9 protein-coding genes are annotated in these 13,362 nt (G+C 48.1%); 6 read left to right on the top strand and 3 right to left on the bottom strand.

What is annotated here, in order from left to right:
- Nucleotides 1–58: 58 nt before the first annotated feature.
- The 3 genes from DW896_RS13715 to DW896_RS13705 all read left to right on the top strand — a co-directional run bounded on the left by DW896_RS13715 (nt 59) and on the right by DW896_RS13705 (nt 3,075).
- Nucleotides 59–1,414, top strand: a complete 1,356-nt coding sequence (locus DW896_RS13715; protein WP_009037946.1) for an MATE family efflux transporter — start codon at nt 59–61, stop codon at nt 1,412–1,414.
- An 84-nt stretch (nt 1,415–1,498) separates the two neighbouring features.
- The gene (locus DW896_RS13710) at nt 1,499–2,131 is read left to right on the top strand and encodes an AAA family ATPase (protein ID WP_009037948.1); all 633 of its coding nucleotides are present in this window, start codon (nt 1,499–1,501) and stop codon (nt 2,129–2,131) included.
- A gap of 14 nt (nt 2,132–2,145) precedes the next feature.
- Nucleotides 2,146–3,075, top strand: coding sequence for a RagB/SusD family nutrient uptake outer membrane protein (locus DW896_RS13705; RefSeq protein WP_034529631.1), 930 nt, complete (start codon nt 2,146–2,148; stop codon nt 3,073–3,075).
- A 93-nt stretch (nt 3,076–3,168) separates the two neighbouring features.
- Here the strand turns inward: DW896_RS13705 and DW896_RS13700 are convergent, their stop codons facing one another.
- Entirely contained in the window at nt 3,169–4,830 is a 1,662-nt protein-coding gene (locus tag DW896_RS13700) for a putative transporter (RefSeq protein ID WP_009037950.1), read from the bottom strand.
- Between the two features lie 270 nt (nt 4,831–5,100).
- On the opposite strand from DW896_RS13700, the gene mutA reads away from it, so the two are divergent.
- The 3 genes from mutA (at nt 5,101) to DW896_RS13680 (ending at nt 11,696) form a co-directional block, all read left to right on the top strand.
- Nucleotides 5,101–6,999, top strand: coding sequence for a methylmalonyl-CoA mutase small subunit (gene mutA, locus DW896_RS13695; protein WP_009037951.1), 1,899 nt, complete (start codon nt 5,101–5,103; stop codon nt 6,997–6,999).
- Between the two features lie 46 nt (nt 7,000–7,045).
- A complete protein-coding gene (gene scpA / locus DW896_RS13690) occupies nt 7,046–9,193 on the top strand; it encodes a methylmalonyl-CoA mutase (protein ID WP_005833154.1) in 2,148 nt (715 codons plus the stop codon).
- 313 nt (nt 9,194–9,506) lie between these two features.
- Nucleotides 9,507–11,696 (top strand): DNA topoisomerase 3, encoded by a 2,190-nt coding sequence (locus DW896_RS13680; RefSeq protein ID WP_005833152.1) that lies wholly within the window; start codon nt 9,507–9,509, stop codon nt 11,694–11,696.
- 11 nt (nt 11,697–11,707) lie between these two features.
- On the opposite strand, the gene DW896_RS13675 is transcribed toward DW896_RS13680, so the two are convergent.
- Together DW896_RS13675 and DW896_RS13670 are read right to left on the bottom strand one after the other, a co-directional pair.
- Entirely contained in the window at nt 11,708–12,262 is a 555-nt protein-coding gene (locus tag DW896_RS13675; protein WP_005833149.1) for an NUDIX hydrolase, read from the bottom strand.
- Nucleotides 12,263–12,276: 14 nt separating this feature from the next.
- On the bottom strand, nt 12,277–13,356 hold the full coding sequence (locus DW896_RS13670; protein WP_009037952.1) for an anhydro-N-acetylmuramic acid kinase: 1,080 nt from the start codon (nt 13,354–13,356) through the stop codon (nt 12,277–12,279).
- Nucleotides 13,357–13,362: the final 6 nt, after the last annotated feature.

Raw genomic sequence — 13,362 nt, 5'->3', positions numbered from 1 at the left:
AACCTTTTGACGGAAAATACGTACCTTTGCACCCGGTAAAAAGAAATAGGTATATAGTATGACAGCACAAAAGACACCCACAGCGTTGGGTACGGAGAGCATCGGAAAACTCTTGATGCAGTATGCCGTGCCGGCAATCATTGCCATGACGGCATCTTCTTTATATAATATGGTAGATAGTATTTTCATCGGTCACGGTGTGGGGACCATGGCTCTGTCGGCATTGGCACTGACTTTCCCGTTGATGAACCTCGGGGCTGCTTTCGGTGCATTGGTAGGCGTAGGTGCTGCTACACTGATTTCGGTAAAGCTGGGACAGAAGGATTATGATACGGCGCAACGGGTGCTGGGCAATGTGTTTGTACTGAATATTTTGTTGGGTTTGGCGTTTACCGTTATAGTCTTTCCTTTTCTTAATCCTATCCTTTATTTCTTTGGTGGCAGTGATGAGACGGTGGAATATGCGCGGCAGTTTATGGAGATAATCTTGTTGGGCAACGTTGTTACCCATCTCTATCTGGGTCTGAATGCGGTGCTGCGTGCTTCGGGACATCCCAAGCAGGCGATGTATGCCACTATTGCTACGGTGGCTATCAATACGATATTGGCTCCTATTTTTATATTTATGTTCGACTGGGGGATTCGCGGGGCTGCCATTGCTACGGTGTCTGCGCAGGTCATTGCCTTGCTGTGGCAACTCAAGCAGTTCAATAACGCCAATGAATTGCTGCACTTCCGCCGGGGTATCTTCCGTCTGAAGCGTAAGATTGTATTTGATTCACTGGCTATCGGTATGTCTCCTTTTCTGATGAACCTGGCGGCTTGCCTTATTGTAATCCTTATCAATCAGGGATTGAAGAAGTACGGAGGCGACTTGGCTATCGGTGCCTTTGGTATTGTGAACCGCTTGGTGTTTATCGTAGTTATGATTGTGATGGGATTAAACCAGGGAATGCAGCCCATTGCCGGATATAACTTCGGAGCAAAGTTGTACGACCGGGTGAACAAGGTACTGAAACTGACAATAATCTATGCCACCTGTGTGACAACCTTTGGCTTCTTGGTAGGGATGCTGGCACCTAATCTGGTGGTGGGTATCTTTACATCAGACGCAGAATTGACGGAACTTTCGGCTACGGGATTGCGTATTACGGTGATGTTCTTCCCCATTATCGGTTTCCAGATGGTAACCTCCAATTTCTTCCAAAGTATAGGGATGGCGGGCAAGGCGATATTCCTTTCACTTACGCGGCAGATGCTGATTCTGCTTCCTTGTCTGCTTATTCTGCCGCACTTCTTTGGCGTGGCCGGGGTGTGGTATAGTATGCCGGTATCCGATTTACTTGCAAGCTTGATAGCACTGGTGATGCTGGTTTATCAATTCCGTAAGTTTAAGACTGCTGCAGCACATTAAAATAAAATTTTTCATATGCTTTCTGTAGATATTCCGTAAGAATATTTATATTTGCTATCTGCAAACTAATAGATTAACAAGCATATGGACAATAATTTTATAGTCAATATAGGCCGTCAGTTGGGTAGTGGTGGACGGGAGATAGGCGAGAAGCTGGCTACCCGTCTGGGAATTGATTTTTATGATAAGGAGCTGATTAGGCTGGCTTCCGAAGAGAGTGGACTATGTTGTGAGTTTTTTGAAAAAGCTGATGAGAAAGCTTCACAAGGCATTATTGGAGGGCTCTTCGGCATGCGTTTCCCTTTTGTCAGTGACGGGGCTATCCCTGCTACGAATTGCCTGAGTAATGATGCTCTGTTCAAAGTGCAAAGTGACGTGATACGCCGATTGGCGGAGGAGAAGTCCTGCGTGTTCGTGGGACGTTGTGCTGATTATATTCTTCGGGATAATCCACGCTGTGTCAATGTTTTCATTTCCTGCTCCAATGAAGAGCGCATCAAACGCCTTTGCCGAATGCATTCCATTTCTGAGCGTGAAGCGGAGGAGATGATGAACAAAGCGGATAAGAAACGCGCCGAATACTATAACTACTACAGCTATAAAAAATGGGGGGCTGCCGAGACATATCATTTGTGTATCGATTCCTCTGTATTGGGAGTTGAGGGAACGACGGATTTCATAGAGGAATTTGTGAAACAGAAACTCAATCTCAGGTAAACTGAGTGCTCGGTATGTCACGATTGAGATTCCTCTTACTGTTGTGGGTGTTCTTTCTGCCGGGTATAAAGGTATACGGAAGTTCCGAGACTTCGGCAAGTGTGGACCGGATGTCTTTCAATGCACACTGGAATACTCCTATCGAATCAATGAATGGTACACTAAACCTGGTGGATGACTATTACCTGACGGACGGTACTCCGGTGACCGACCGTAACTACGGGGAAATGAACAATGGAGCATTGGATGTGACGCGCCCCAATGCCGCCCATTTTGCCAACCGTGACCCACGGCTTTACAGCACTTTGTTTGTACCCGGCATGTCGTGGAACGGCAAGGGCGGGGAAGGCAATTGGTACGGTGGCGCAGCCGCTTCTTTGTCCATGGTCTACGTCATGAAATATTTCGACCCTAAGGACACCGGTAACTCCTGGGACAATGGGCAGGACTTCTACGTGGTACGCTATAATATCAGTATCGGCGATGGTATTCGTCCCAAAGAAACCCGTGCAGGGATGTTTTCGCCGAGCATACATGTTGCCGGTCCTGCGAAACATACGCTGGTAGAACACAATATTATTCATGCCAATGCAAAGCTGGCTGCTAACGTGGACCGTACGATGATTACTTCCGATTCTTGGGATGGTTTGGCCGATGACACGTTTTTCAAACAGAATACTTTCTATGCTGCCGAGGCAAGCAGATTCTCTATGATAAGCTCTACAAACAATCTGTTTGACGGCAATTGGTACATTGGTACTTACCAGCAATTGCCTGCTGACGAAAAGGCGCATACCGTTTCAGAAACCTATCAGAAGGAGGTGCTGGATGTGGACCGGAATGGGTATGAAGGGTTGCTTATGAACAACCGCATGGTATGCGGGGTGAAAGGCTACTTTGTGGATAAGGAGGCGATAGAATCTTTCTTTGATCGTTGCCGTTGATGGATAATCTTCAAAATAAAACCTCCGGTCTTTTCATATTATAGTTTTGAAAAGACCGGAGGTTTTATTTTAAGGAGGTTATTGCATTTCCTATTACATCATTGTCAGCAATATCATCTGCCCCGCCAAGATACGCAGGAACATAGTCAACGGATATACTGTAGAATAACCTACTGCCGGAGCGTCATTGCCCGATGTCTGGTTGGCATATGCCAATGCAGGAGGGTCTGTGTTACTACCGGCAATCAGACCCATTAACGTGAAGTAGTTCACCTTGCAGTAGAAGCGGGAAATCATACCGATTATCAACAAAGGAATAACGGTTATCAGGAAACCATATCCCACATACAGCAATCCGCTGCCTTCTACCACGGTCTGCACAAAATGCTCACCGGCTTCTATGCCGACGCTGGCAAGGAAGAGCACGATACCGATTTCACGCAACATCAAGTTGGCACTCATGGTGGTGTATGTCACAAGATGCATTTTGTGACCGAAACGTCCGATGAGGATGGCCACTACCAGCGGACCACCAGCCAAACCTAACTTAACCGGTGTCGGCATACCCGGGAATGTGATAGGTAGACTACCCAGCAGGATTCCCAAAAAGATTCCCACAAAAATAGTTACGATATTCGGAGTGTCCAAACGTTTCAACTGATTACCCAATACGCCGGCTACACGTTCTACGGCATCCTGCTGGCCGACCACCATTACGCGGTCACCTACCTGAAGTACCAGATTGGGATCGGCAAACAAGTCCATACCCGAACGGTTGATACGGGTTACATTTACACCGTACATGCTGCGGAAGTGGAGGCTTCCCAACTTCTTGCCATTGATTTCGGACTTGGTGACGAGGATACGGCGGGAAACCATCGGAGTGTCCTGCTTTTCCCAGTCTACGTGTATTTCTTTTCCGATAAAGGCAGCCACCGCTTCGGCATCTTCTTCGGAACATACGATGAAGAGCTGGTCTCCTACGTGGAATATTGTTTCATGATTGGGGATACTGACGTGCCCCTCGTGGCGTATGCGCGAACATACAAACGGACGTCCCAGGAAATCCTTTATCTGGAGCAGGGTCTTTCCGGAAATTGATTCATTGCGTACTTCGAGGTGAAGCATGTGCGGCTGATGCTTAACATCGGCTTCCTGCGTGTTGAGTTCCTGTTCCTCTTTCTTGAGGTTCACCCGGCAGATATAGCGGATGGCTATGATGGAACCTATGATACCTACCACACCAAGCGGATAGGCGCAGGCATATCCCAGTGCAATGGGGTCTCCCGTATAGTTTATCTGGTTCAGGGCTTCTTGTGCGGCACCCAGACCCGGAGTATTGGTTACGGCACCATAGAGAATACCTACTATCATTGGCAAGTCTATTCCTCCGTCAATGAAGTAGATGCTCAATGCTACTGCGATATTCAGCAATACGATGCCGACAGCAAGCATGTTCAGCCGCATACCCCCTTTCTTAAAGGAAGAGAAGAAGGAGGGCCCGACTTGCAGACCGATACAGAATACAAATAAAATCAAACCGAATTCGCGGATGAAATGCAAAATGTGTGTTTCGCCCGTGAAGCCAAAATGGCCCATCAGGATACCGGCAAAGAGGACGAATGTAACCCCCAACGATACCCCGAAAATCTTAATCTTACCCAGCAATACGCCCACAGATATTACGAATGCATACAAACAAACGATGTGAGCGACAGATGAAGGGTCCCATAGCAAGCTTTCTAACCAATTCATAGTACCTTATTAATATGTCGTTTTTTAAATTTCGCGCAAAATTACTTAATAAAAAGGAGGTAGCAAAGGCTTTGTGGTACTTTTTGCTATATCAACTTTGCAAAAGTAGAGTATGCTTCCGGTGAATACGCTGAATCCGTATGGACACGGAGTCATCTGTAAGTGCAATTTTCTCTAAAAAAAGATTTTGTTCTAAGTATTTGTTTATATTTGCAAGTCTCTTGATGACAAAAATGAATAGTATTCATCTATTTAAATTTTAAATAAACTATGGCAGACAGTAAAGAAAAACTCTTCTCCGACTTTTCTCCCGTTTCCACTGAGCAGTGGATGGAGAAAGTTACCGCAGACCTGAAAGGGGCGGATTTCGAGAAGAAGCTCGTTTGGAAGACAAACGAAGGATTTAAGGTGAAACCTTTCTACCGTATGGAGGACCTGGAAGGTTTGAAGACGACAGATGCCCTTCCCGGCGAGTTTCCTTATCTCAGAGGTACCAAGAAAGACAACAATGAATGGCTTGTGCGTCAGGAAATCAAAGTGGAATGCCCCAAAGAGGCCAATGCCAAGGCGTTGGATATTTTGAATAAAGGTGTAGATTCACTCTCTTTCCATGTAAAGGCCAAGGAATTGAACGCAGAGTATATTGAAACTTTGTTGAAAGATATCTGCGCGGAATGTGTCGAGTTGAATTTCTCTACCTGCCAGGGGCATGTGGTGGAACTTGCAGAACTTCTTGTCGCTTATTTCCAGAAGAAGGATTATGACTTGACGAAATTGCAGGGCTCCATCAACTATGACTACTTCAACAAAATGCTGGCCAAAGGTAAAGAAAAAGGTGATATGGTGGCAACAGCCAAGGCGCTGCTCGAGGCTACCGCTTCCCTTCCGAAATACCGTGTATTGAATGTGAACGCGTTGACATTAAACAATGCGGGTTCTTATATTTTTCAGGAACTGGGTTATGCTTTGGCTTGGGGTAATGAATATATGAATCAGCTGGTTGATGCCGGTCTGCCGGCTGCAATGGTAGCCAAGAAGATTAAGTTCAATTTCGGTATCAGTTCCAACTACTTCCTTGAAATAGCCAAATTCCGCGCTGCACGTATGCTGTGGGCTAATATTGTGGCTTCTTACAGTCCCGAGTGTCTGCGCGACTGCGACAACAAGGGTAAGGATAACGAATGCCGCTGTGCAGCCAAGATGAAGATTCATGCGGAAACTTCTTCATTCAACTTGACTTTGTTTGATGCACACGTAAACTTGTTGCGTACGCAGACTGAGGCGATGAGTGCCGCCCTTGCCGGCGTTGACTCAATGACGGTTACTCCGTTCGACAAGACTTATGATGCTCCTAACGAATTCTCTGAGCGTATGGCGCGTAACCAACAACTGCTGTTGAAAGAAGAATCGCACTTCGATAAAGTTATTGACCCAGCTGCAGGTTCTTACTATATTGAGAATTTGACCGTCTCTATTGCCAAGCAGGCTTGGGACCTCTTCCTCACTGTAGAAGAAGACGGTGGTTTCTATGCTTCCGTGAAAGCCGGAAAAGTGCAGGCTGCCGTAAACGAAAGCAACAAGGCCCGTCATGCTGCAGTCGCCAAGCGTAAGGAAGTGTTGCTGGGTACCAACCAGTTCCCCAACTTTAATGAAAAGGCGGGAGATAAGAAACCGGTTGAGGCTACTTGCTGTTGCGGCGGCGGACATACCTGCGAAAAAGATGTTCCGACACTGAACTTTGACCGTGCTGCCAGTGAATTTGAAGCGTTGCGTCTCGAAACAGAGGCTTCCGGCAAACGCCCGAAAGCGTTTATGCTGACTATCGGTAATCTGGCCATGCGCCAGGCACGTGCACAGTACTCTTGCAACTTTCTGGCTTGTGCCGGATACGAAGTTGTGGATAACCTCGGTTTCCCCACCGTAGAAGAAGGTATAGAAGCAGCTATGGCTGCCAAGGCCGACATCGTGGTATTGTGTTCAAGTGATGATGAATATGCAGAATATGCTGTTCCTGCCTTCAAGGCTCTGAATGGCCGTGCCATGTTTATCGTAGCCGGTGCTCCTGCTTGCATGGACGACTTGAAGGCTGCCGGTATCGAGAACTTTATCCATGTCCGTGTCAACGTATTAGAGACATTAAAAGAATTCAACGCCAAACTTTTGAAGTAAGCAACTTCAATCGTAAATCGTAAATCGTCAAATCGTAAATAACATGATGCGAAAAGATTTTAAAAACTTAGATATATATGCCGCTTTTCAGCCCGTCAACGGTGCTGAGTGGCAAAAGGCTAACGGCATCCATGCTGATTGGAAAACGCCGGAACACATTGAGGTGAAGCCTGTTTATACAAAAGAAGACCTTGAGGGAATGGAACACTTGGGCTATGCTGCCGGGCTTCCTCCTTATCTGCGTGGTCCGTACTCGGTGATGTATACGTTGCGTCCTTGGACCATCCGCCAGTATGCAGGCTTTTCCACAGCGGAAGAATCAAATGCCTTTTACCGTCGTAATTTGGCTTCCGGACAGAAAGGTTTGTCCGTAGCTTTCGACTTGGCCACTCACCGTGGCTACGACCCCGACCACGAACGTGTAGTGGGTGACGTTGGTAAGGCAGGTGTATCTATCTGTTCCTTGGAGAATATGAAGGTGTTGTTCGATGGAATTCCTTTGAACAAGATGTCCGTCTCTATGACTATGAACGGTGCCGTACTTCCTGTTATGGCATTCTACATCAACGCAGGTCTGGAGCAGGGTGCCAAGTTGGAAGAAATGGCTGGTACTATCCAGAACGATATCTTGAAGGAATTCATGGTGCGTAATACCTATATCTACCCGCCTGCATTCTCTATGAAGATTATCTCTGACATCTTTGAATATACTTCCCAGAAAATGCCTAAGTTCAACTCTATCTCCATCTCCGGCTACCACATGCAGGAAGCGGGTGCTACGGCAGACATCGAGTTGGCTTACACCCTGGCAGACGGTTTGGAATATCTGCGTGCCGGAACGGCTGCGGGTATTGACATCGATGCTTTCGCACCGCGTCTCTCTTTCTTCTGGGCCATCGGAACGAACCACTTTATGGAAATTGCCAAAATGCGTGCCGCACGTATGTTGTGGGCAAAGATTGTGAAGCAGTTCAACCCGAAGAATCCGAAGTCGCTGGCTTTGCGTACGCACTCCCAGACTTCCGGCTGGTCGCTGACAGAGCAAGACCCGTTCAACAATGTGGGCCGTACTTGTATCGAGGCGATGGCTGCTGCATTGGGACATACTCAGTCACTGCATACCAATGCTCTTGACGAGGCTATTGCCTTGCCGACGGATTTCTCTGCACGTATTGCACGTAATACGCAGATTTATATTCAGGAAGAAACTTACATTTGCAAGAATGTAGACCCATGGGGTGGCTCTTATTATGTGGAAAGTTTGACTAATGAGTTGGCTCACAAGGCTTGGGAATTGATTCAGGAAGTAGAGAAGCTGGGCGGTATGGCAAAAGCCATCGAAACCGGTATTCCCAAGATGCGTATCGAAGAGGCTGCTGCACGTACACAAGCCCGTATCGATAGCGGTTCGCAGACCATTGTCGGCGTGAACAAGTATCGTCTGGAGAAAGAAGCTCCGATTGATATTCTTGAAATCGACAATACGGCTGTCCGTCAGGAACAGATTGAGAACCTGAAGCGTCTGAAGGAAGGACGTAACCAGGCGGAAGTGGACAAGGCATTGGAGGCTATTACTGAATGTGTAAAGACCGGTAAGGGAAACTTGCTGGAACTGGCAGTCGAGGCAGCCCGTGTCCGTGCCACTTTGGGGGAAATCTCTTATGCTTGCGAAAAGATTGTAGGACGTTATAAAGCAGTAATTAGAACTATATCAGGCGTGTATTCATCAGAAAGTAAGAATGACAGCGACTTCCACCGTGCTTGTGAATTGGCGGAGAAGTTTGCGAAGAAAGAGGGACGTCAGCCTCGTATCATGGTAGCCAAGATGGGCCAGGACGGTCACGACCGCGGTGCCAAGGTTGTTGCAACCGGATATGCCGACTGTGGCTTCGATGTGGATATGGGACCCTTGTTCCAGACACCGGCCGAGGCTGCCCGTGAAGCGGTTGAGAACGACGTTCATGTAGTAGGGGTTTCTTCATTGGCTGCCGGACACAAGACATTGGTTCCGCAGATTATCGAAGAGCTCAAGAAGTTGGGACGCGAGGATATCGTAGTGATTGCCGGTGGTGTAATTCCCGCACAAGACTATGACTTCCTTTACAAGGCAGGTGTAGCTGCCATCTTTGGCCCCGGTACTCCGGTTGCCAAGGCTGCTTGCCAGATATTGGAAATCTTGTTGGATGAAGAATAATCCGACACGTTAAATGTTAAAAGAGGGACGGTATGTGTTTACATATCCGTCCCTTTTTCTTAATCTGTGTTATAGAACATACTTTTTTAGTTGGATAATTTGCAGATTTATCAGAAGTCCGTATCTTTGCAATGTGTTTTTCATAGTATTAGATTTAAGGTTAACAAAGGTTGGAGTACAGCGGTACTCCTTTTTTTATGTCCGTACGTCAGCTTTGGGGGAGAAAAATCACCTGGTCTATGTTATCGTTTCTTGCTTATAGTTTCGTTCTTGCCCCCTTTTTATTACCTTTGTCCCGCTAAAAGAATAACGAATGATAGTTTGTATTGCCGAAAAGCCCTCTGTGGCGCGTGACATAGCCGATGTATTGGGAGCGAAAGAAAAGAAGGACGGATACATCGAAGGAAACGGATACCAGGTGACCTGGACATTCGGCCATCTTTGTACGCTGAAGGAGCCGCATGAATATACCCCTAACTGGAAGTCATGGAGTTTGGGAAGCCTCCCCATGATACCTCCCCGTTTCGGCATTAAGCTGATTAGCAATCCCACATACGAGCGCCAGTTCCATACGATAGAGAACCTCATGCAACATGCCGATATGATTATAAACTGCGGTGATGCCGGGCAGGAAGGAGAATTGATACAGCGCTGGGTGATGCAGAAAGCCGGGGCACGTTGCCCGGTGAAACGTCTTTGGATATCTTCATTGACAGAGGAAGCCATCCGTGAGGGCTTTGCCAAGCTGCGCGATGCGTCGGATTTCCAGCCTTTGTACGAAGCAGGCTTGTCGCGTGCCATTGGCGACTGGCTGCTCGGGATGAATGCCACCCGCCTCTACACCATGAAGTATGGGCAGAACCGGCAGGTACTTTCTATCGGCCGTGTGCAAACGCCGACACTGGCGCTGATTGTAAACCGTCAGTTGGAAATACAGAATTTTGTTCCCAAGCAATACTGGGAACTGAAGACCGTCTATCGAGATACCACTTTCTCCACCATCCTCCGGAAAAGTGAGGAGGAACTGGTATTGGAAGCCGAGAAGCAGAAAGAGGCTATAGCTGCCGGGAAGAAACCTAAAAAAGAAGAAGAGAATCGGGGTATCGACCCCATTACCGACCGCGAACGTGGGCTTGTTTTATTGGACCAGATTAAGAATTCTCTTTTTACCGTGACGGATGTCACCAAGAAAGAGGGGAGGGAGGCGCCACTCCGCTTGTTTGACTTGACTTCTTTGCAAGTGGAATGTAACAAGAAGTTTGCCTATTCCGCTGATGAGACGCTGAAAATCATCCAGTCTTTGTATGAGAAGAAAGTGGCTACCTATCCACGTGTAGACACTACCTATTTGAGTGATGACATCTATCCCAAATGCCCCGGCATCTTGAAAGGTCTGCGTGATTACGAGACATTTACAGCCCCTTTGACAGGAACTGCATTGTTGAAGTCCAAAAAGGTTTTCGATAACTCGAAGGTAACAGACCACCACGCCATTATTCCTACCGGTCAGCATCCGCAGAATCTGACGGATATGGAGCGTCGCGTATTCGATTTGATAGCACGCCGTTTCATTGCTGTATTCTATCCCGATTGTAAGTTTGCCACTACCACCGTATTGGGCGAGGTAGAGAGCATAGAGTTCAAGGCTACCGGCAAGCAGATTCTGGAACCGGGTTGGCGTATTATCTTCGGCATCCCCTCGGCACAATCGCAGGAGGAGAAAGAGGAGAAGGGAGAAGAGGAGAATGTGCTTCCGGCTTTTGTGAAAGGAGAAAGCGGACCGCACGTCCCCGATTTGTATGAGAAGTGGACGCAGCCGCCCCGGCCTTATACGGAAGCCACCCTGCTGCGTGCTATGGAAACGGCGGGCAAGCTGGTGGATAACGACGAACTGCGTGATGCGCTGAAGGAAAACGGTATCGGTCGTCCATCTACCCGTGCAGCCATCATCGAGACGCTGTTCAAGCGAAACTATATCCGCAAGGAAAAGAAGAACCTGATAGCCACCCCTACCGGTGTGGAGCTGATACAGATTATCCATGAGGAGCTGTTGAAGTCGGCGGAACTGACCGGTATCTGGGAGAAAAAGCTACGTGAGATAGAAAGGCGGACATATAATGCCGGACAATTCTTGGAAGAATTGAAGCAGATGGTATCGGAAGTCGTGATGAGTGTACTTTCTGATAACAGCAACCGCCACATCACCATCCAAGCGCCTGCTCCCGAAAAGGGCAGTAAGGTTTCTGCCAAGACAGAGGCTGCCGATAAGCCGAAAAAGGAGCCGAAGAAAAGAACACCGAGAAAGTCTGCCGCCGCAGGTAAAAAGACGGAGCAGGCTTCGGGCGCTGTGGCAGCTTCAAGTACGGAGGCTTCCGTACAAGCTGATGACTTCGTCGGCCAGCCTTGTCCGCTTTGCGGAAAAGGTACCGTTATCAAGGGGAAAACGGCTTACGGTTGTTCCGAATGGAAATCCGGATGTACATTCCGCAAGCCGTTTGAATAAGGGTAATCACATTAAATAATTCTCTCCGCCATGTATTTCCAGAGGGGAGCAGCCATCAGCGCCTGGCGGATGCTTCCTTGTTGCAGCAAGTCCTTGACCTCCTGCAAGGAAAGCAGGTGTACGGTCAGGTTCTCCGTATCTTCCAAGTGTTGCTCGGAGATTTTCTCCACGTCCGTAGCCAGGAAACAGTAGGTAATGTTGGTGTGGGTACTTGGATTGGGAGAGATTTGCATGAACTCTTTCCATACTCCGTTTCCATAGCCGGTTTCTTCCAAAAGTTCCCGTTGTGCGGAAACCATCGGAGAGCCGTCCTCTTCTTCGCATACCCCTGCACAGAGCTCATAGGACGTTTCTTGTATGCCATGCCGGTATTGGCGGATAAAGACAAATTGTCCATTACGGGTGATGGCGATGGTATTCACCCAGTTTGGATATTCCAATATATAATAGGAGGGGATGTGGTTGCCGTTGGGCAGCACTACATGGTCCTTACGCACAGTGAGCCACGGAGCCCGATGAAGGTATTCGCTGGATAAGACGGTCCAGGTGTCTTTTGATTTTTCCATAATGGTAAAATTGACTATATTTTAAACAGCATCCCTCCGATATTATCTGTCGTGGCTCCCGTCACCGAGGCGAGGCATCCGGGTGTGTCCGCCATATAGAGGGCACCCAGGAAAGCAAAGATTAGGGCTTCCTTGTATTCTATGATTTGCCGGCTGGGAATCACGATTTCACACGGACACAAGGCGTCGATACGTTCTATGAGGAACTTGTTGAATGCACCTCCGCCGGTAATCAGCAGTTTTCCGTTACCATCGGGCAAGGGGCGGGCGGTGATGATGCGTGATATTTGCCAGGCGGCATGCTCGTAAAAGGTACGTAGCATATTCTCCATACTCAAGCCATAACGCTCGAGCATGGGATATACCAGCGTTTCCACCCACTCCCGTCCCAATGACTTCGGTCCGGACTGATGGTAGAAATCCATTCCGTTCAGTTCGTCCAGCAGTTCTTGGCAGATGTTGCCTTGCCGTGCTATCTCGCCGTCACGGTCAAATTCCAATCCTATTTGCCGGCAGTAATGGTTGATGACGTAATTCACCGGACTGATGTCAAAAGCGATGCGCCGCTCGTCCTGCTCGAATGAGATGTTGGAGAAACCGCCGATATTCAAACAGAAGTCGTAGTCGGCAAAAAGCAACCGGTCGCCAATAGGTACGAGTGGAGCGCCCTGCCCACCCAGCATGATGTCCAGCCGCCGGAAATCCGAAACGGTAGGTATACGGGTTTCAGCGGCAATGGCGGCTCCGTCACCTATTTGGTACATGATTCTCTTTTGAGGCTCATGGAAGATGGTATGCCCGTGGGAGGCGATAATATCGGGGTGGACTCCAAATTCTTGCATGAACTCGTTGACACGTTCACCGAGAAACTTTCCATAGGAGCTGTGGAAAGTGATGAACTCCAAAGCACTCATTGTCTGTGCACCGGTACCCAATATCTGCTTCATGGCGTCGGGGTAGCTATAGCCTTTTGCACAGTCTATGTGGAAAGACCATTTTCCGGCTTGCTGCCGGAAAGTGCAACAACATACGTCCAGCCCGTCAAGGGAAGTGCCGGACATCAGGCCGATGGCTTGAATTTGGAAGTCTTTCATCCTGAT

It is taken from the genome of Bacteroides sp. AM41-16, from assembly GCF_003603495.1.
GTDB classification, from domain to species: Bacteria; Bacteroidota; Bacteroidia; order Bacteroidales; family Bacteroidaceae; genus Bacteroides; species Bacteroides uniformis.
Note: the sequence above shows the minus strand (reverse complement) of the source record. Positions and strands in the feature narration are given on the sequence as shown.